Origin of the sequence: Paraburkholderia sp. JHI869 (assembly GCF_038900775.1) — a bacterium.
Classification (GTDB): Bacteria; Pseudomonadota; Gammaproteobacteria; order Burkholderiales; family Burkholderiaceae; genus Paraburkholderia.
In genome coordinates, this window is sequence record NZ_JAYMSC010000015.1 from 1 (window position 1) to 19,968 (window position 19,968).

The window sequence follows — 19,968 nt, forward strand, 5'->3', positions numbered from 1 at the left end:
GCCTCCAGGAGGTCGGACCACCGCGCGAGGCGGTGCGGAGAAACCATGTCGGCGCGCTCAACGGCTTGGCCGCCGCGATTTGCTGCCGGTGACAGTCGAGTTGCTGCATACGCATTCTCATGATTGTTATGCCGTCGAAGCCCGGCCTTGCTGTACAGCGAAGGCCGAGACTCGCAGTCTAACCAACTCGTGCGCCAATTTCGAAACGTTAGTTATTTGTAAGGTTTTCGGGGAATTACAGCGCGCGGATCGCGCGATCCGTGGGTGCCGGCGCGGTGTGCAATGCATCGTAGAAATGCTTGTTTGCGTGCGCGCCTCCGACTGACTAGATTGGAAGGGGTCAACGCCTAGCAAGGAGTCCGCAATGTCGAAGTTGTCGATGCCGGCGTGGTTTTCGCGGCGCGGCCGAGCGAACCGCGCGCCTATGCCGCACGCCGACGAGCCTGAACTGCGCGACCCGTCGCGCGAAACCGAGCACCTCGAACGAATTGCCACGTACGCACGGGCTGGTTACTTCAATATGGGCTATACGCCCGACATGTTTCCGCTAGTGGGCGATCTGCCGCCGCATTGAGCCGCGCCAGGCTTCTGCACGCGCGTCACTGTGCCGTGCCTTCCTCTGCGCGACCCGATGTGCCGCCGAGCGTCCCGGCGGGCCGGAACTCGCTGGGCGCCACGCCCAGTTCGCGGCGGAACATGTCGCTGAAGCTGCTGGGCAGATAGCCCAGCATGCGCGCCACGGCGCTCACAGGCTCGCCTTCCGCAAGCCGCGACACCGCGAGTGCGAGCTGCACCTGGCGGCGCCACTCAGCAAACCCCATGCCTAGCTCGCGTGTGAAGAGCCGCGAGAGCGTGCGCACGCTGGCGCCCACCTGTGCCGCGTGCTGTTCGAAGCCGATATCGGCCGACGGGTTGTCGATCACTGCGCGGCACAGCGTGCCGAGGCGGCGGTCGGAGGCGTCGGGCAGCGGAATGCGCATCGTGGAGCGCGGCGCGTGCGCAAGTTCGATCGTCGCGAGGCGATAGGCCGCGTCGAGCCAGGCGTCGTCGTCGTCGCGCGCGCGTTGCGCGAGGCTCGTGATGAGCTCGCGCAGCAGGCCGTTGATCTCGAAGACTTCGCAGCGTTCGCTCAGATGCCGGCTGTCGCGCTCGTGCAGATAGAGATTGCGCATCTCGACGGCGCTCAGCATGTGAATGGCGTGCTGCGTGCCGGGCGGCAGCCACACGGCGCGCTGCGGCGGCACGACGAGCGCTTCGCGTTCCACCTCGACCCACATCACGCCGGACACGGCGTAGAGCACCTGCGCCCAGGTATGCGTGTGCGGCTCGATCTGGAGGCCGCGTGGGTAGTGGCGCGCAAGCGATCGGCCGCGCCCCGGCTCGTCGTCGAGTTCGGGGGGCGCGGCTTGGGCCATTGGGGGGTCTCCAGGTGACAGGTGGGGCATGCGTGCCTAGTCGGGCGATCGTCACGCTAGCACGGTTGGACGCGGGCTGGAAGCACGGTCATGGCGCGAATGCGATCGTCGATGTCACGCTTTCGCGCATTGCCGCTTGTGCGCATTTGCACAGGTAATATGAGACGATTCACCGGACCGCGCGCCAGCGCCCCGCATTCCCGCCCATGAACGCATCCGATCCCGCACTGCAAGACGAAGACCCGCTGGGCCCGCTGGGCCTCTACACGCGCGGCGACGGCCGGGCCCGCGAATGGTGGCGCGTCTCGCCTTCCGGGCGCGTGCACATGTACCGCATCGAGCACGGCCAGGGCGAGTACGGAGAGGCCGCCGAAGTCGACATCGACACCGAGATCGATCTCGACAATCTCGAAGCAAAGTTGCTCAAATGGCGTCGCGAGGGCTTCGTTTCCGAAGCGCAGCACGCCGATGAAGTGCGCGCGCCACAGGCGGGCAGCACGTTTTCCGCAGCCTTGCAGCAAGCCGCCGCAGCAGTGCGAGAGGCCAAAGCGGCGCGAGCCAGGCCGCAAAGCAGAACGCCCACTGTACGCATTGGCCACGCCGATCTGCCGCGTGGCGAGCCAAACGCACTGGTGCCGCGCGTGAACGCCGCCTACCTCTTCACCGCACGCGGCGACGATATCGTTCAGGACATCGTAGAAAATCGCCGCGTCATGCTGATCGGTCATACGGGTTCGGGCAAGACGAGCTTCATCGAACAGGTGGCCGCGCGCGCGGACTATGGCGTGTTGCGCGCCAACATGAACGGCCAGACCACCATTGGCGACTTCGTGGGCTTCTGGACGGTGAAGGGCGGCGAGACGATCTGGGTGGACGGCGTGCTGCCCGTGGCGATGCGCGAGGGCTACTGGCTCATCATCGACGAACTCGATTTTGCCGAACCGTCCATTCTTGCGGTGCTTACCGCCGTGCTGGAACCGAACGGCCGCCTCCTGCTCAAGGAGCGCGGCAACGAGATCGTCGAGCCGCATCCGTCGTTCCGTCTCTTCGCCACGGCGAATGCGGCGGGCGCGATGAGCGCGTATCGCCATCTGTACCAGGGCGCGAACCTGCTCAACGAAGCGTTTCTCGACCGCTGGCGCGTCTACCTGTTCGACTATCTCTCGCTTGAAGAGGAGGCCGAAGTATTGCTGCGCACGCTGCCGGTGCTCACGCCGGCGCTCGCGCATACGCTCGCCGCCATCGCCGCCGACTGCCGCGCGGCGTTCGCTCGCGAGGACCTCGCGAGCGCGTTTTCTACGCGACGCCTGATCGACTGGGCCGAACTCATGCTGCGCACGGGCGATGTCGAGCGCGCAGCGGGGCCGGCGATCTACGCGAAGGTGAGCGCGGACGATGCTGCACTCATTCGCAGCATCATTCGTCATCACGTGATCTTCGACGCGTGAGTGCGGAGGCGACTGTGCCCAGCTTGCAGGACGCGACAGAAGGATTGACGGCGAGCGCCGATCCCGAGGGCGCACTCGGCCGCCTCGCGCGCGTGCTGGCCGGCGATACAGGCGTGAGCGTGACGTTCGGCGCGGGCGAGCCGCGCGTGGAGGGCGAGCGCTTCGTACTGCCCGCGCGCCTCGCGCGTGAGGCCGCGAGTGAAGCGGCGCTCATTGGCACGCTCGACTTGCTGGCGGCGCGCCATCGCTACAGCGAAGCCGCGCGTCTCGACACGCCGCAAGCCGGTGTGACGGGGCGCATTGCGCAGGCGATCGAGGACCGCCGCGTGTTCGCGCAGCTCGCGCGGACCTTCCCTGGCGCGCAACACTATATGCAAAGCTGGCGCGCGCAGCGCGGCGACGCAGTTGCGCGACGCTGGCCGGAGCTGGCGTGGCGCGAGCGCCTTGCATGGGCGATCGAACGCACGCTGTGGGACGAAGCGCCGGGCGTGCTCGAGCGCGACGCCGCGGCGCTTGCCGCCGCGCTGCGCGCAATCGACGGCCCGCTCGCTGCGGCCCGCGCGAGCCAGTCGACGCGCGCCAGCCTGAGCGCCGCCGCGGCGATCGTGGCGGGCGTGCGCTCGCTCGCATCGCGCGGCGCGAACAACATGATGCAGACGGCGGGGCCGTCCGAAGGGCTCGACGACGAAGCGGCGCGGCTCGCGCAGGCGATGGACGAATTCGGCGCGCAAGACGAGGTCGAACCGCCGGGCGGCGCGGCGCAGCCCGAAGACGCCCGCAAGGGTGACGAGGGCGCTTTCGCACGCGCGAGCATGGAGTCCGACTCCGCCGCTGGCACATCGCTTTCCGAAGCGGATGCGCCGCACGCCGCCTTGGTCGCGCATGGGAGCGCTGCCGCCATGCGGCCGCGCCTGTCGATTCCGCTGACGACGGCATTCGATGTCGTCACCGACCTCACGGGCCGCGGCGACGCCACCGCCTGGCGCAAGCTGCGCGCTTTGGCGCGAGCGGAGACCGGCGCGCTCAAGGCCCAGCTCGAGCGCGTGCTCAAGGCCGACGAACTCACGCACTGGAAGCGCGAGCAGGAGCGCGGCGAGATCGACCGCGCGGCGCTCGCGCGTCTGGCCGCCTCGCGCGGCTACCGCACGCCGTTTCGCGTGGCGCATCATGCGAGCGGGCGCGACACGGTCGTCACGCTGCTGCTCGACCTGAGCGGCTCGATGGCGGGCCGCAAGATCGAACTCGCGCGCCTGTGCGCGGCGGCGCTCGCCGATGCGCTTACGCAGCTCGCCTTCGATTCGGAAGTGCTCGGCTACAGCTCGATCGAAGCGCCGGAAATGCGCGCGCTTTATGAGCGCGAGCGCGCGGCGGGCGCCGATCTGCGGGCCTATAACCGCTTCGTTGAGCGCCTCGATCTACGCGTGTTCAAGCGTTTCGACTCACGCGAGCTGAGCGGACTCGCGGCCATCGAGTGCGGGCACGAGAACCCCGATGGCGAAGCGCTCGCGTGGGCGGCGGCGCGGCTCGCGCAGCGTAAGGCGCGCCGGCGGCTGCTGTTCGTGCTCTCGGACGGCTATCCTTCGACGAGCGACGGCGATGCGGCCGTGTTGCGTACCGACCTGCTCGCGCGCGTGCAGGCGGTCAAGCAGCAGGGCATCGAGCTGGTTGGCATCGGCATCCTGGACGACGCGGTCGAGGCGTTCTACCCGAACGCCGTGGTCGTGCGCAAGCTGCACGAACTGCCGGCCACCGCGTTCGCGACGCTGAGCCGCCTGCTCGCGGGCCGGCCGCACTGAAACCGTGCGGGCGCGGGCAGCGGCGCTTTCCTTGCCGGACTGCGCGCATTGCGCTAACTTGAGTAGGCAGGCGTTGCGGCGTCTGCGAACCCATCCACTGACGAATACATACAGGTCATGCCAGGCCGCGATCACCGACCCGTGGACTACGACCGCCTCTACTACCGGCTCGATCTGGAGCCGGGGGCGAGCGAGGCGGAGATCAAGCATCACTATCGCCATCTCGCGCAGATCCTGCATCCCGACAAATGGCGGCACCCCACGGCCGCCTCGATGCGCTGGGCCGACGACCAGTTCAAGCGCGTGAAGGAGGCCCGCGAACTGCTCGAAGCGTACTGGTCCGTGCACCATGCGCCGCCGGTGAGCCGCTCCGCGCTGAGCGTCGCGCAGGCCGAGGAGTTGCACGCGCAGATGCAGTCGCTGCTGGCGCAGCGCGAACGCGTGCGCGCCGAGCTGGACGGGCTGCGCGCCGAGCGCACGCGCACCCTCGACGAGGTCCAGCGCATGCGGACCGAGCGCGACACGCTGCACGGCGAACTCGCGGGGTTGCGCGACGAAGCGGATGCCGGGCAGCCAGGCGTCCCGGACGCCGGAGCCGAGCCTCAAGCCGTCGACGTGCACGCGCGTTCAGGCGGCGTGCGCGATTTCCTGTTTGCGAAACTCGACGACCCTTCGCGCGGCTGGCTGCTGACGCTCTCCGCGAGCGTGTTCGCGTGCGTCGTGATCTTCGTGGTCGCGCACTGGATCGCCGGCTTGCTGCTCGCGCCCATTGCGCGCTTCGAGGTTGGGCGCTGGCTCACGCATATTCTGCAATGGGCGCTCGTGGCCGGCGGCGTGGTGCTCACGTTCGGCTGGGGCTGGTCGCAGCGCACGCTATACCGCGCCGGGCGTGCCGGGCGCGAGCATCCCGTGGCCTTGCCCACCGATGAAACGCGCCTGCGCGTGAGCGCCGCATTGCGTCATGAGGCGCACTACGGAGCGGAGTGGAGTATCGATTCGTACGAGGCCGCGCCCGACGATACGCAATTCGCGCTGCGCGCGGTCATGCGCTTCTCGCCTGGCTCGCAAACGGGCACACGACGCCACATGGTGGCGTTCCGCTGCCGGGCGCACACGACTGGCGCCGCGCAGACGGCGCTCGCGTACGACTTCTCCGTGGCGGCTCCCACGTGGTGGCTCGTGCCTGCCGCGCGGGTGGTGCGCGACTTGCGCAAGCGGCTCGATGCCGATCTCGGCGCGCCGCGCTGAAGCGGCCACGCCGGCCGCCTTCAATCGACGACGAAAAGCTTCGTGCCCGTGCGCGTGTACGACTGGTGCGCTTCGGCGTTGTCACCCACCTGATAGCTCATGCCGGGCGTGAGCATGAACTTGCGCCCGTCGTCGAGCGTGGTTTCGAGTTCGCCTTCGAGGCAGAACAGAATGTGCCCCTTCTTGCACCAGTGGTCCGCGAGGTAGCCGGGCGAGTAGTCGACCATGCGCACGCGGATCGGGTTCGCCTCGTCGCCGAAAAAGCGCGTGCGCCACGTGGCCATGCCCGTTTCCCCTTTGTGCTGCGTGGGCTCGACGCTGGACCAGTCGGTGGTGCCGAAGCGGAATGCATCCATTTTCATGGGGTTCTCTCACTGTGCGTTGCGATGGATTGATTGTAGCGGAGCACGCTCACGCATCGTCGTCCGTCACACGCTCTCGGTCGTCCACGCGCTTCATGTTGTCGAGCAGCTTCAGAAGATAGTGCAGCGTGTGCGTCATGTCGTCCGACGAGAAATTGCTTAGCACTTCTTCGTAGTACGCCTCGATTTTCGGCGTGGCCTGCGCAACCCACAGCTTGCGCCCCGGCCCGGTCATGCAGACGAGGCGCGAGCGGCGGTCGCGCGCATCTGCCTCGGTGCTCACGTGGCCGTCGCGTTCCATCCGACTGATCAGGCCTGAGAGATTCTGGCGGCTCACCATCAGATATCGCGCGAGATCGCCCACGCTCATGCCCGGCTGCGCTTCGGGGCGCGAGAGCGCGCCGAGCACGGCCCATTGCTGCGTGGTCAATCCCTCGGCTTCCACGGCGCGCGTGCCGGTTTTATGCAACATGTTTGCGCATTGATACAGCCGGAAGAACAGCCGATTGGCAAGATCGAAGCGGCTTGAATCTTGATTTTGTGGTGTCTTTGGCAAGGGTTTCTCCTGGTGATTCCGCGCTTGTCATCGATCTGGGCGTTACCTAGTATACGTCAATATATTGACGTAATTCGATGTGAGGACTGGCGTCGAAGGCGTCTATGGTACTGCTCAACCGAATGGAGGGTCGCGGTGGGAAAACTCGAAGGCAAGACGGTCGTGGTGACGGGCGGCGGCGGCGGCATCGGCGGGGCGACCTGCCGGCGCTTCGCGGCCGAGGGCGCACGCGTGGCGGTGCTGGATCTGTCGCTCGAAGCAGCGCTGAAGGTGGCCGAAGAGATTCACGAGAAGGGCGGCCAGGCGCTGGCGTTGCGATGCGACATCACGAACCGCGCGGAGGTGGAAACAGCGCTCCAGCAAGTGCAAGCCCAATTGGGTCCCGTCGATGTGCTCGTCAATAACGCGGGCTGGGACGTTTTCCGTCCGTTCACGAAGACCGAGCCGGCGCAGTGGGAAAAGCTCATCGCCATCAATCTCACGGGCGCGCTGCACATGCATCACGCGGTGCTGCCTGGCATGGTCGAGCGCAAGCGCGGACGCATCGTCAACATCGCCTCGGACGCCGCGCGTGTGGGCTCGTCGGGCGAAGCGGTCTATGCGGCGTGCAAGGGCGGGCTCGTGGCGTTTTCGAAAACCATCGCGCGCGAGCATGCGCGCCACGGCATCACTGTGAACGTGGTGTGCCCAGGGCCGACCGACACCGCGCTCTTCGCCGAATACAAGGAGGGCGCGGGCAACCCCGACAAGCTGCTCGAAGCGTTCCAGCGCTCCATTCCGCTTGGCCGCATCGGCCAGCCCGACGACCTGCCAGGCGCGATCGTGTTCTTCGCGAGCGACGACGCGAACTACATCACGGGACAGGTGCTGAGCGTATCGGGCGGCCTGACCATGGCGGGTTAACGCGGGCAGGTGGGCTCTCCATCGACTACGAAACAGCGAAGACATCGATCATGAACTACGAAGACATTCTCTACGAAGTGCGCAACGGCGCGGCATGGATCACCATCAACCGGCCCGACAAGATGAACGCGTTTCGCGGCCGCACCTGCGACGAACTGATTCACGCGATCAACAAGGCGGGCTATGACCGCGAGATCGGAGTGATCGTGCTGGCAGGGGCGGGCGACAAGGCGTTCTGCACGGGCGGCGACCAGTCCGCGCACGCGGGGCAGTACGACGGGCGCGGCACGATCGGCCTGCCGATGGAAGAACTGCACAGCGCGATTCGTGACGTGCCCAAGCCCGTGATCGCACGCGTGCAGGGCTATGCGGTGGGCGGCGGCAACGTGCTGTGCACGATCTGCGATTTCACGATCGCTTCGGAGAAGGCCGTGTTCGCGCAGGCGGGCCCGAAGGTCGGCTCGGTCGATCCGGGTTACGGCACGGCGTTTCTCGCACGCGTGGTGGGCGAGAAAAAGGCGCGCGAAATCTGGTATCTCTGCCGACGCTATCCGGCCGCCGAAGCGCTGGCGATGGGCCTCGTGAACGCCGTCGTGCCGCACGATCAACTCGACGCGGAAGTGCAGAAGTGGTGCGACGAGATCATGGAAAAGAGCCCCACGGCCATTGCGATCGCCAAGCGCTCGTTCAATATGGACACCGCGCATCAAGCGGGCATAGCCGGCATGGGCATGTACGCGCTCAAGCTCTACTACGACACGGAAGAATCGCGCGAGGGCGTGCGCGCGTTCCAGGAAAAGCGCAAGCCGGAGTTCCGCAAGTACGTCAAATAAAGGCATCTCCATAACGATCAGGATAGCGAATCAATCAACGATGCTTTAAGGAGACGCCATGAATCCGTATATCGACGAAGACCTTACCGCGCTCGGCGAGCACGCGCGGCGCTTCGCGCAGGGACGCGTCGCGCCTGGCTTCATCGAACGCGACACCACGCGTGTGCTCGATCGCGGCCTCATGCGAGAAATGGGCGAGATGGGCTTCATCGCGCCGGAATTGCCGGAGCAGTATGGCGGCCAGGGCCTGGGGTGCCTCGCCGCTGGCGTGATCCACGAGGAGATTGCGCGGGCCGACCTGAGCCTCTCGTACATCAACCTGCTTGCCTCGCTCAACGGCCAGATTCTCGCAAAGCACGCGGCGCCCGAGATCGCGCGGCCTTGGCTGGAACGCCTCACGCAGGGCCGCGCGCTGCTCGCCATTGCGCTCACGGAGCCGCGTGGCGGCTCGGACGCCGCGAACCTGCGCCTGAAAATGGAGCGCGTGGGCGACCACTACGTCCTCAATGGCGAGAAGACTTCGATTTCAGCCGCCGATCAGGCCGACGCCGCGGTGGTGTTCGCGCGCACCGGCAGCGTGGAAGACGGCGCGCGCGGCGTTTCGGCCATTCTCGTGCCGATGGATTTGCCAGGCGTCACGCGCAACTGCTTCGACTGCCACGGACAGCGCGCGATTGGGCGCGGTTCGATTTTCTTCGAGAACGTGCGTGTGCCGGCGGACCACCTGCTCGGCGACGAGGGCAAGGGCTTTGTTCAGGTGATGCAGGGGTTCGACTTTTCGCGTGCATTGATCGGCCTGCAGGTGCTCGCCGTGGCGAACGTGAGCCTCGAGGAAACCTGGGAGTACGTCGCGCAGCGCGAAGCCTTCGGCAAGCCGCTTTCGGCGTTCCAGGGCGTCTCGCATCCGCTCGCCGAATACGCAACCCAGGTGGAGGCGGCGCGCCTGCTGTGCCTGCAGACGCTATGGCTCAAAGACCGCGGCCTGCCGCATACGGCCGAGGCCGCCATGTGCAAGTGGTGGGGGCCGAAGCTCGCCTACGACGTGGTGCACCAATGCCTGCTTTCGTTCGGGCACGGCGGTTACGATCGCGGGCCGCTCGAACAGCGCCTGCGCGACGTGCTGGGCTTCCAGATCGGCGACGGCACGGCCCAGATCATGAAGACCATCATCGCGCGCTCGAATGCGGGCCGCGACGCGGTGCCGGCATGATGCGCGCCGCCTGCGACGTTTCCTTCAACGCCACGGGAGGCTGCACATGGAGTTCGACGCGGTATTGATCGGGCCGCGCCGCGCGCGGGAGGAGGCACTGCGCTGGTGGCTCGGGCGCACCATCAATGACGAACTGGACGCGTGCGTTGCCGAATGTCCGGCGAAAATCGCGCTTACTGCGGTGCGAATCGAAGAGGGCGAAACCACGCGCTTCACCTACGCGCAAATGGCGCGCATGGCGGACCGCATTGCCGTGGGGCTCGTGCGACTCGGTGTCACGAAAGGCGACGTGGTGTCGATGCAGTTGCCCAACTGCTGGCAGTTCACGCTGCTCTATCTCGCGTGCTCGCGCATCGGCGCGGTGCTCAATCCGCTCATGCCGATCTTTCGCGAGCGCGAGCTGTCGTTCATGCTCAACCATAGCGCCAGCCAGGTGATGATCGTGCCGCAGCGCTATCGAGGCTTCGACCACGAAGCGATGCTGCGCGCGCTGCAGCCTGAACTACCCGCATTGCGGCACGTGGTGGTTGTGGGCGCAACCGAAGAGGGCAAGCCGGCGCGGCACAGCTTCGAGGCGCTTCTGAGCGAGCCGCGCTGGGAAGAAGCGAGCGACGCCGAAGCGATCCTCACGCGCAATCGCCCCGGCCCCGACGACGTGACGCAACTGCTCTATACCTCTGGCACGACGGGCGAGCCCAAGGGCGTGATGCACACGGCGAACACGCTGCTGTCGAACATCCTTCCTTATGCGCAGGCCATGCGTCTCGGGCGCGACGACGTCGTGCTGATGGCTTCGCCCATGGCGCATCAAACCGGCTTCATGTATGGCCTCATGATGCCGATCGCGCTGCGCGCGAGCGCCGTCTTGCAGGACGTATGGCAACCCAAAGCAGCGCTCGCGCTGATCGCCCAGGAGCGTGCGACGTTCACGATGGCGTCCACGGCGTTCCTGGGCGATCTCGCCAACGCGGCCACCGAGGCGCAAGCCCGTGTTCCGACACTGCGCACTTTCTTGTGCGCGGGCGCGCCGATTCCCGGCGCACTGGTCGAACGGGCTCGCATGACGCTGGGGGCGAAGATCGTCTCCGCGTGGGGCATGACGGAGATGGGCGCGGTGACGCTCACGCGTCTGGATGACGATGACGAGCGCTCGTTTACGACCGACGGCGCGCCGCTGCCGGGCGTGGAAGTGAAGGTGGTGGACGAGAACGACGGCGCACTGCCGGCGAACGTCGCGGGCCGGCTTTTCGTGCGCGCGTGCTCGGGTTTTGGTGGTTATCTGAAACGTGCGCACCTCAACGCTACGGACGCCGAAGGCTGGTTCGACACCGGAGACCTCGCGATCGTCGACGAGCGCGGCTATATCCGCATCAGCGGCCGCAGCAAGGACGTGATCATTCGCGGCGGCGAGAACATTCCCGTGGTCGAGATCGAGTCGTTGCTTTACCGTCATCCCGCGGTTGCGCAGGTGGCGATCGTCGCCTATGCGGACGAGCGGCTGGGCGAGCGCGCGTGCGCCGTGGTGGTGGCCAGGCCTGGCGTGGCTGTCGATCTGCCCTCGCTCGTCGGCTTCCTCAAGTCGCACAAGGTCGCCGTGCAGTATTTGCCCGAACGGCTATTGCTGCTCGACGCCATGCCGACTACGCCCGCAGGCAAGGTGCAGAAGTTCCGTTTGCGCGAGATGCTGCGTGAAGCCGATGTCAAAAAAACTGCCTGAACATCCAGTAAAGACCCGCGGCGAGCGCTATCGAAGCGGGCAGCGTGAGCACCCACGCGAGCACGAGGTTGCGCACGGTGCCCCACTGCAGGCCCGAGCCGTTCGCGGCCATCGTGCCGGCCACGCCCGAGGCGAGCACGTGTGTCGTCGACACCGGCAAGCCGTAGACATCGGCCATGCCGATGGTGACCATGGCGACCGCCTCGGCCGAAGCCCCCTGACCGTAGGTGAGATGCTGCTTGCCGATCTTTTCGCCCACCGTCACGACAATGCGCTTCCAGCCCACCATCGTGCCGAGACCGAGCGCCACCGCCACGGCCACCTTCACCCACGTTGGTATGAACTTGGTCGAGTGGTCCATCTGCTTGCGGAAGGTGTCGAGCACCTTGGCGTCCGCGGGCGACATCTCGGGCGCCTTTGCCTTCTGCATCAGCCGGATCGCTTCGCTCGCCACATACATGTTGTTGCGTACGTTGTCGACGATTGCATCGGGCACCTTCGCCATCGAGCCGGAGAGGGCCACCTGGTCGCCGATGGTGTCGGTAAGCTGGCGCAGCGCGGGCAGGGTGGCGGGCGTGAGCTTGCGTGTGCGCACGAATGCCTCGACCTCGGCGCGCGCGTTGTCGGGCGGCGCGCCGTTCGCGTATCGGCCAAGTGTTGCGGATGCCTCGCGCGCCACCACCACAAACGCCGTAGTTTCCTCGGGCGTGACGGCCTTGTTGAGCGCATAGGCGGTAGGCACGACGCCGATCAGGATCAGCATGATGAGACCCATGCCCTTCTGGCCGTCGTTCGAGCCGTGGGCGAACGACACACCGGTGCAGGTGAGGATGAGCAGCGTGCGGATCCAGAGCGGCGGCGCCTGGTTGGGTTTGGGCTCGGCGTAGAGCGCAGGCACGCGCACGAGCAGCTTGAGCACGAGAAGCAGCAGCGCGGCCATGACGAAGCCGACCACGGGCGAAAACAGCAGCGCCTTGCCTACACCGAGCGCCTGGTCCCAGTCCACGCCGCTCGTGCCCGAAGGCCCGCTGATGAACTGGTTCATGATGCCCACGCCGATGATCGAGCCCACGAGCGTATGCGAGCTGGATGAAGGCAAGCCGAAATACCAGGTGCCGAGATTCCAGACGATAGCCGCGATCAGGAGTGCGAACACCATGGCGAAGCCGGCACCGCTGCCCACCTGGAGGATGAGTTCCACCGGCAGCAGTTGCAGGATGCCGAACGCGACCGCGCCGCTGGAGACGAGCACGCCGATGAAATTCCACGCGCCCGACCAGGCCACGGCGAGATGCGGATCGAGTGAGTTCGTGTAGATGACGGTGGCGACAGCGTTGGCGGTGTCGTGAAAGCCGTTCACGAACTCGAAGCCGAGCGCGATGAGCAGCGCAAGCCCGAGCAGGATGAAGGGCAGCGCCGAGCTTTCGCGCACGGCGCGCAAATCAACGACGAGATGATCGATTACATAGATCGCCCCGGCCGCGATGAAGGCGAGAAAAAGGGCGATGCCAATGCCGCGGCGGCGAGCGCTCGGCGCGCGGTAGGGGGACAATGGTATGTCCGGCATGAAAGCGATGCTCTGTTTTATTCGCTTCGGGAAGCGCCTCGACGCAGCGTATGCGGGTTAGCAAACGTGCGCGGCACGATGCCGCGTCAGCACGCCAGCAAGGCGATACGGACGAGACGTCGCAGTGTCGCACAATTGACAAAGATCAGACACGGACGTGATGCCGCACTGGCCTGCGTGTGTTTGCGCTTTGTGAGTGCTTTTGTGATCGCTTTCGTGACCGCTTTTGTGACCGCTTTTGTGACTTCTCACAATCACGTTATCCGCTTTCCCAGTTCTCCAGGCGTGGACAAATCCGTAGCATGGAGATGAAACGCGGCGCCTCGCATACAAGCCGCGAAATGATTTCACGGAGACGAACGTGTCGAAAGCCCCCTGGCTCGCCAGCTATGGCGAGATCCCCGCTACCATCAATCCCGATCTGCATCCGTCGCTCGCACATATGTTCGACGCAGCGATGCGCGAGCATGCGCACCGGCCGGCATTGCGTGCGGGCGACGCATCGCTGAGCTACGCCGACGTCGATCGTCTCTCGCGCAATTTCGCGGCGTATTTGCAGCACGCAGGCGTGAAGAAGGGCGACCGCGTCGCCGTCATGTTGCCGAACCTGCTCGCGTTTCCCATCGCGCTGATCGGTATCGTGCGGGCCGGGGCGGTGCAGGTGAACGTGAATCCGCTTTATACGCCGCGTGAGCTTCAGCATCAGCTCGTGGATTCCGGCGCGCAAACGCTCGTGGTGTTCGAGGGCGTACTGCCCACTTTCGACGCGATCAAGGCGAATACGGCCGTCAAGACCGTGTTGAGCGTTGCCGCGAGCGATTGCGCGAGCGAACCCCAGGCGCTGCAGCCCGGCTCGTTTGCGGCGGCGCTCGCGCAAGGCGCCGGCTTGCCGTTCGAAGCCCCCACGTTGTGCGGCGACGACGCGCTCTTCCTGCAATACACGGGTGGCACGACCGGGCTTTCCAAGGGCGCGCTGCTCACGCATCGCAACCTCGTCGCCAATGTCGAGCAGTTCAAGACCTTCATGCCGGGCTTCATGAACCCAGGTGAAGAAGTCGTCGTGACGGCGCTGCCGCTTTATCACATCTTCGCGCTGACGGTGAATCTCATCACCTATTTCTCGATTGGCGCAGAGAACTGGCTCGTCGCGAACGCGCGCGATCTCAGCGGCGTGATCGACGTGTTCAAGGCTGCGCGTCCCACGAGTTTCATGGGCGTGAATACGCTCTACGCGGGGCTCGTTTCGCATCCGCGTATCGGCGAAGTCGATTTTTCGCGGCTGCGGCTCGCGGGCGGCGGCGGCGCGGCGATCATTCCCACGGTGTCCGAGCGCTGGCAGGCCATTACGGGCGGGTTCATCCGCGAAGGCTATGGACTTTCGGAAACGAGCCCGGTGCTGTCGTTCAATCCCGGGAGCGTCGACCGCTTCACGGGCACGACGGGGCTGCCGGTACCCTCCACCGACGTCAAGCTGATGAACGACGGCGTGGAGGCCGCGCCGGGCGAGCCCGGCGAGATCTGTGCAAAGGGTCCGCAGGTCATGCAGGGCTACTGGAACCAGCCCGAAGCCACCCGCGCGGCGTTCACGGACGACGGCTACTTCCGCACGGGCGACGTGGGCGTTTTCGACGAGCGCGGTTTCCTGCGCATTGTCGATCGTTCGAAGGACATGATCCTCGTTTCTGGCTTCAACGTGTACCCGAATGAAATCGAGGCGGTCGTGACCGCGCTGCCTGGCGTGGCCGAATGCGCGTGCGTGGGCGTGGCCGACGAACGCAGCGGCGAGGCCGTGCGAGTGTTCGTGGTGCTCGCGCGTGAGGCGGTGTTGAGCGATGAAGCCGTGATCGCGCATTGCCGGGCGCAACTCGCGGCGTACAAGGTGCCGCGCGTGGTGAGCTTTGTGGAGGCGCTGCCGAAGTCGACGGTGGGCAAGATTTTGCGGCGCGAGTTGCGCGACGCGGGGTAATACTGAGAAGAGCGCGCCGCGTCATCTAGCGCGCCGCGCTCTTCGCCTTCTTCACGCCCAAACGTCCCTTCTTCTCTGTCTTCTTTCCATCGCGCTCCAAACCCTGCGTCGCGCCGCGCAGCTTGAGCGCGATATCCAGCCTTGCGATCCATTGCGCGTCGTCGAGCTTCGCGCCCAGCAGCGTTTCGATGCGCTCGAGACGGTAGTCGAGCGTATTCGGATGCACACCTAACGTTTCGGCCGTCTGTCGCCGGCGCTGCCCGCTGGCGAACCACGCTTCGAGCGTGGCGAGCAGGTCCGCTTCCGTCGCGAGTTGCTCGGCGAGCGAGACGAGATAGCGCAGCACGTTGGCGCTGCTGCGCACGCTCTCCTCGATGGCGATCGACGAGAAGCGGTGCACGCGCACGGCACTCCCATTGTCATCGCCTTCATTCGCACGGCCGCCGCGAGGCGCGAAGTCCACTGCCTTGAGCGCTTCTTCCACCGATGCCGCCCAGCCGCGCGCCCCTTCGTTCATGAGACCAATACCGATGCTGCGCACGCGCGGCTCGGCACGCGTGAGCGCGGCCGCATGTTCGGCCACGCGTTGATCGTTGCGCGTCATTGAATCACCGCGCACGCACGGCAGCCAGAACACCAGCCGCTCGCGGTGCCACACGCGCACGAGCGCGTCGGGCTTCAGTTCGAAGTGACGCGCGGCGCTGAGCGCGAAACGGTCGAGCGCATCCTCGCGCACGGAAGGCGCGTGGTCGCGCAAGTCCAGGTCGACGGCGAGCGCAATACGCGGCAGCGTGGCGTCGAGGCCGAGCGCCGTGACGGTCTCGCGAAAGCGCGCGGCGTCGTCGGGGGCATGGAAGACGAGGTCGTAGAGCTGTTGCAGCAGCGATCCGCGCCAGCGCGCCTGCTGGTGCTGCTCGTCGAGATACGCTTCGGCGATGTGCTCGGCCATGGCGTCGAAGTAATCGAGCAGATACGGCGAAATATCGAACAGCAGCTCGTGTGCAAGTGATGGGTCCGCTTCGGCAAGCTCCGTGCAGGTGCGCCAGAGTTCGCGCGCGCCCAGACGAAACGCGCGCAGCAGCGAGCGCAGCGGCACGTTCTGGTGCACGCGGCGGCGCGCGAACGCCGCGGTCTGGTCCATGACTTCGGCGGTGGGCGGCGTGCCATCGAGCAGGCACTGGAACCACAGGCCGGCGGAAAACGCGATCGACGAGAAGATGTCCTTGCGCGCCGCCGCAGAAAGCGCGCTATAGCCCTCGAGCGAGAGCAGCGTGTCGTAGGTGCGCTGGACAGCCTTGGGCTGGGTTTTGGCGAGCGTGCGCAGCCTGCTGCGCAGGCGTGGGCTGATGGCGGGAACGGGGGGCGGCACGGTGAGTTCGCGAATATGCGCGGGTTTGTTCAAGCGATACCCGCGAGTGTACTCAGCGCCGTGCCGCCGCGTCGAGAGGCGGCAACCGGAAGCTGGGGCCGTCCAGACGGCCCCAGGCAGTCGATCAGAACAACAGCGCGATACCCGCCATGCCGACGAACTGCGAGCGCGTGGACGAGGGCGTGGCGTTCTGCGAGTCGCCCACGGCCGGGCTCGCGTTGACGATGTTGCCCGCGCCGTTCGCGCCGAGCGTCTGGCCGCCCGCGTGCTGGTAGGCCTGCAGCGCGTAGAGCGTGGTGCGCTTCGAGAGGTGGTACGACTCCTTGAGCGAGTACTGCTGGTAGCGCGCCGCGCTCGTGATGCCGTTGGCCTGCGAAGCCAGCGTGTAGGCGAAGCCGCCGCCCACGTCGAAGGCCGGCGTGAAGCGATACACGGCGAGCGCCGCCCAGGTGTTGAAGATGGCCGTGTCGTGGAAGATCGACTTGCCTCCCGCAATGTACTGAACGTTCGAATACGACGCGCCGAGGATCAGGTTGCCGATCGTGTAGTTGCCCGCTGCCGCAATGTGCTGGACCGCGCTCGCCGACACATAGCCCGTGTTCAGCGAGGACTTGCCGAAGCTGCCGGTGGACGAGCTGTCGAATCCGCTCGTCAGTTGCGCGTTGTCCATGCGCAGGATGGCCGCGGCGAGGCTCACCGGGCCGGCCGAATAGCGCAGCGCGGCGCTCCACGTCTGACCCTTGCCGGTGCTGCCGGCAATGCCGCCGAGCGCGTACATGGCGCTTGCCTGCACGCCGTAGAAGATCGGCGAGGTGTAGGTAGCTGAGTTGTTGATGCGCACGGTCGTGTCGAGACCGTCGATGTCGCCCGGGTGCGCGCCGGTCGCGCCGGTGAGCCACGAGCTGCCCGTGAGCGGGCCGACGAACTGGTAGTACGGCGTGTACTGGCGGCCGGCCGTGAACGTGCCCAGGTTCTGGTTCTGCAGGCCCACGTAGGCCTGGCGATTGAAGATCAAGCCGCTCGACGAAAGCGCGCCGCTGTTCAGGTCGAAGCCGTTTTGCAGGTCGAAGATCGCGAGCGTGCCGCCGCCGAGATCCTCCTTGCCCTGCAAGCCGAACTTCGACGCATACAGATTGCCCTGGCGCAGATAGACGTTCGAGTGACCGTTCTGGTTGTTGACGTAGGTGATGGCGTCGTCGACGGCGCCGTAGAGCGTGACGCTGCTTTGCGCGAACGCGGGGCTGGCCACGAGGGCTGCGCCGGTGGCGAGGAACGTGCCAAGACCAAGGCCTGCTTTCTTCATCGTTGTGTGTCTCCGGTGAGGTTGGGACTGCTTATTGTTGTCTTTGCTACGCCGCTCGACTTTCATGTCGATACGGCGTGCGTACTGCAGCGCGAAGTGACTAAGATGACTGCGGTGACTGCGTTTAAATCAATCTTGCGGTTCGCTCGCCCCCTTTGCGGCAAGCGCGCGCTGCCGGGCCTGCGCGGCGAGGCGCACGGCGGCATTGGGCGCGCCGTAGCCGTCGTAGCCGCCGCGCCGCTCCACGATCTCCAGGAAGAAGCGCTGGTCGAGCGTTTCCGTGTAGGCGTGCAGGAACTCGCCGCCGCGCTCGTCGCGGTCGTAAAGCAGGTTGTGCTCGCGCAGCATGTCGAGAAACTCCGGATCGAGCGCGTGGCGCGCGTCGAGATCGTCGTAGTAGTTCGCGGGCACGCGCAGCAGCGGCACGCCGGCTTCCTCGAACTCCTTCACTGCGCGGAAGATGTCGCCGGTGTTGAACGCCACGTGATTCAGGCCCGTGCCGTGGTAGGCGCGCACGGTTTCCGCCGCGGCCGTGTGCTGGTCCACCGAGGCGTTGAGCACCACACGCAGCCCGCGGTCGCGGCTCATGAGCGCGCGGCTGCGCACGAGCCCGTACGGATCGGGCAGCAGAACGGCGGGCGTGGCTTCGAGCCCGAACGCCGACTTCAGGAACAGCACCCACGAATCGAACGAGCCGGCCGGCAGCGAAAGGCTCACGTGATCGATGCCGAGGATCGGTCCCACTTCGACGGGGCCGTCGATATCCGTGAGTGCAAAATCGGCTTCGAAGAGCGTGGGCTGACCCGGCTCCTCGTTAACGAAATAGTTAAGACTGCCGTCCGGACCCTGGACGGCGGGCACCACGCGCTCGTTCGGACCCACGCGGCCTGAGAACGGCTGGTAGCCGAAGCCGGCGGCGCGTTCGAGCGAGAGGCGCGCATCGTCCACGCGAAACGCCGAGGCGCACAGCGAGAGCCCATGGCGCTGGAAAAACGCGCCGGCGAACGAGTCGGGCTCGGCATTGAGCACGATGGCGGCCGAGCCATGCTGATAGAGCGTCACATCTTTCGAGCGATGCTGGCCCGCGCGGCGGAAATGCAGCTTTTCGAGCCAGTTCGCCACGTGCGCGCGCGCCGTGTCGTCCACGGCGAATTCGAGGAACTGCCACTGCGCGTTCGCGGGCGCGGCGCTCGGATGGTAGAGCGTTCTCGCTTCGACATGCTCCGTTTGCAGGGTCTCGCGCGTAAGCGATTCGAGCAGCAGCAGCGAGCGATGACCGTCTGCGGCCGTGGCCGCGGGCGGCGCGCCGCGAAAGCCGTCGTTGAAGATTTCGAGCGAAAGCGGGCCCGTGTAGCCGCTTTTCACCACTTGCGCCGTGAAATCCGCGAGCGCGAAATCGCCCTGGCCCGGGAAGCAACGATAGTGCCGGCTCCATTCGAGCACGTCCATCTGCATTCTCGGCGCATCGGCGATCTGCACGAAGCCGATGCGCTCGCCCGGAATCGCGGCAATGCCGTCGGGGGTGTCGTCGAGCGAGAGCGTGTGGAAGCTGTCCAGCGCGAGCGTGAGGTTCGCGTGATTGACGGTGTTGACGAGCCGCCACGCGTGGCCATAGGTGCGCACATGGCGCCCCCACGCAAGCGCTTCATAACAGATCGTGACGCCCGCTTCCCCGGCTGCCTGTGCGAGCGCGCCAAGCTGCTCGGCGGCGAGAACGTCGTCGCAGATCGTTTCCGGCGAGACATTGCTGCACACCAGCAAACGGTCCGTGCCCAATTGATGCATCACGTCGAACTTGCGCTTCACGCGTTCGATGTTGCGCGCGAGGCGCTCGGGCGCAACGCCCTCGAAATCGCGGAACGGCTGATACAGCACGATATCGAGGCCGAGATCGCCAGCCATGCGGCGCACGTCGGCGGGCGAGCCTTCGAAATAGAGCAGATCGTTTTCAAAGATCTCGACGGCGTCGAAACCCGCGGCGCGGATCGCGGCGAGCTTTTCGGCGAGCGTGCCGCTGATCGACACCGTGGCGATCGAGCGGCGCAGCGCGCGAGAGGGGGTGTGGAGCGGCTTGGACATGGGCATGGCGATCGGGCTGACTGCAACTGCGATGTTGAACAAGGGTCCGGCGCGGCGGCGTGGGGCGGGTGCTTAACTAACTGGCGCACCGCAGACGCACTTGCCGCTGGAGTGTTCGAAGGATACGCCAAACTAACTAGTTAGTACAAATTCTGGCAAACCCCAGGTGACCGGTGGACGGCTTCGCGGCACACTT

Annotated in this window: 16 protein-coding genes; 9 read left to right on the forward strand and 7 right to left on the reverse strand. The window is 66.1% G+C overall.

The annotated features are described in order from the left end of the window. Positions 1-364 precede the first annotated feature (364 nt). Positions 365-574, forward strand: coding sequence for a hypothetical protein (locus tag VSR72_RS24025; protein ID WP_342954843.1), 210 nt, complete (start codon positions 365-367; stop codon positions 572-574). Between the two features lie 25 nt (positions 575-599). On the opposite strand, the gene VSR72_RS24030 is transcribed toward VSR72_RS24025, so the two are convergent. Continuing rightward, positions 600-1,415, reverse strand: coding sequence for a helix-turn-helix transcriptional regulator (locus tag VSR72_RS24030; protein WP_342954844.1), 816 nt, complete (start codon positions 1,413-1,415; stop codon positions 600-602). A gap of 206 nt (positions 1,416-1,621) precedes the next feature. On the opposite strand from VSR72_RS24030, the gene VSR72_RS24035 reads away from it, so the two are divergent. The 3 genes from VSR72_RS24035 to VSR72_RS24045 all read left to right on the forward strand — a co-directional run bounded on the left by VSR72_RS24035 (position 1,622) and on the right by VSR72_RS24045 (position 5,907). Further along, positions 1,622-2,863, forward strand: a complete 1,242-nt coding sequence (locus VSR72_RS24035) for an AAA family ATPase (protein WP_342954845.1) — start codon at positions 1,622-1,624, stop codon at positions 2,861-2,863. A 14-nt stretch (positions 2,864-2,877) separates the two neighbouring features. After that, complete coding sequence (locus VSR72_RS24040; RefSeq protein WP_342954846.1) at positions 2,878-4,659, forward strand: cobalamin biosynthesis protein CobT; 1,782 nt, start codon at positions 2,878-2,880, stop codon at positions 4,657-4,659. Positions 4,660-4,800: 141 nt separating this feature from the next. Beyond that, complete coding sequence (locus VSR72_RS24045) at positions 4,801-5,907, forward strand: DnaJ domain-containing protein (RefSeq protein ID WP_342954847.1); 1,107 nt, start codon at positions 4,801-4,803, stop codon at positions 5,905-5,907. Between the two features lie 20 nt (positions 5,908-5,927). Here VSR72_RS24045 and VSR72_RS24050 read toward each other — a convergent pair whose 3' ends face one another. Both VSR72_RS24050 and VSR72_RS24055 read right to left on the reverse strand, forming a co-directional pair. Beyond that, complete coding sequence (locus tag VSR72_RS24050; protein ID WP_342954848.1) at positions 5,928-6,269, reverse strand: DHCW motif cupin fold protein; 342 nt, start codon at positions 6,267-6,269, stop codon at positions 5,928-5,930. A 49-nt stretch (positions 6,270-6,318) separates the two neighbouring features. Beyond that, positions 6,319-6,741, reverse strand: coding sequence for a MarR family transcriptional regulator (locus VSR72_RS24055; protein WP_342954849.1), 423 nt, complete (start codon positions 6,739-6,741; stop codon positions 6,319-6,321). A gap of 219 nt (positions 6,742-6,960) precedes the next feature. Between VSR72_RS24055 and badH the strand changes: the two genes are divergently transcribed. From badH to aliA, 4 genes are read left to right on the forward strand one after another with little or no spacing between them, the layout of a single operon-like run. Beyond that, positions 6,961-7,728, forward strand: a complete 768-nt coding sequence (gene badH, locus VSR72_RS24060) for a 2-hydroxycyclohexanecarboxyl-CoA dehydrogenase (protein ID WP_342954850.1) — start codon at positions 6,961-6,963, stop codon at positions 7,726-7,728. Positions 7,729-7,778: 50 nt separating this feature from the next. Next, positions 7,779-8,561 (forward strand): 2-ketocyclohexanecarboxyl-CoA hydrolase, encoded by a 783-nt coding sequence (gene badI / locus VSR72_RS24065; RefSeq protein WP_342954851.1) that lies wholly within the window; start codon positions 7,779-7,781, stop codon positions 8,559-8,561. Positions 8,562-8,619: 58 nt separating this feature from the next. Beyond that, positions 8,620-9,771, forward strand: coding sequence for a cyclohexanecarboxyl-CoA dehydrogenase (aliB, locus tag VSR72_RS24070; protein WP_342954852.1), 1,152 nt, complete (start codon positions 8,620-8,622; stop codon positions 9,769-9,771). Positions 9,772-9,817: 46 nt separating this feature from the next. After that, on the forward strand, positions 9,818-11,488 hold the full coding sequence (gene aliA / locus VSR72_RS24075) for a cyclohexanecarboxylate-CoA ligase (RefSeq protein WP_342954853.1): 1,671 nt from the start codon (positions 9,818-9,820) through the stop codon (positions 11,486-11,488). Here aliA and VSR72_RS24080 read toward each other — a convergent pair. After that, positions 11,472-13,055, reverse strand: a complete 1,584-nt coding sequence (locus VSR72_RS24080) for an inorganic phosphate transporter (protein WP_342954854.1) — start codon at positions 13,053-13,055, stop codon at positions 11,472-11,474. The genes aliA and VSR72_RS24080 overlap by 17 nt on opposite strands. Before the next feature lie 361 nt (positions 13,056-13,416). Between VSR72_RS24080 and VSR72_RS24085 the strand changes: the two genes are divergently transcribed. After that, complete coding sequence (locus VSR72_RS24085) at positions 13,417-15,021, forward strand: AMP-binding protein (protein WP_342954855.1); 1,605 nt, start codon at positions 13,417-13,419, stop codon at positions 15,019-15,021. 25 nt (positions 15,022-15,046) lie between these two features. Here the strand turns inward: VSR72_RS24085 and VSR72_RS24090 are convergent, their stop codons facing one another. The 3 genes from VSR72_RS24090 to VSR72_RS24100 form a co-directional block, all read right to left on the reverse strand. After that, the gene (locus VSR72_RS24090; protein WP_342954856.1) at positions 15,047-16,423 is read right to left on the reverse strand and encodes a helix-turn-helix domain-containing protein; all 1,377 of its coding nucleotides are present in this window, start codon (positions 16,421-16,423) and stop codon (positions 15,047-15,049) included. Positions 16,424-16,514: 91 nt separating this feature from the next. Then, positions 16,515-17,693, reverse strand: a complete 1,179-nt coding sequence (locus tag VSR72_RS24095) for a porin (RefSeq protein WP_342954857.1) — start codon at positions 17,691-17,693, stop codon at positions 16,515-16,517. Between the two features lie 129 nt (positions 17,694-17,822). Continuing rightward, positions 17,823-19,739: a TIM barrel protein gene (locus VSR72_RS24100; protein ID WP_342955007.1), complete on the reverse strand. Its 1,917-nt coding sequence runs from the start codon at positions 19,737-19,739 to the stop codon at positions 17,823-17,825. Positions 19,740-19,968 lie beyond the last annotated feature (229 nt).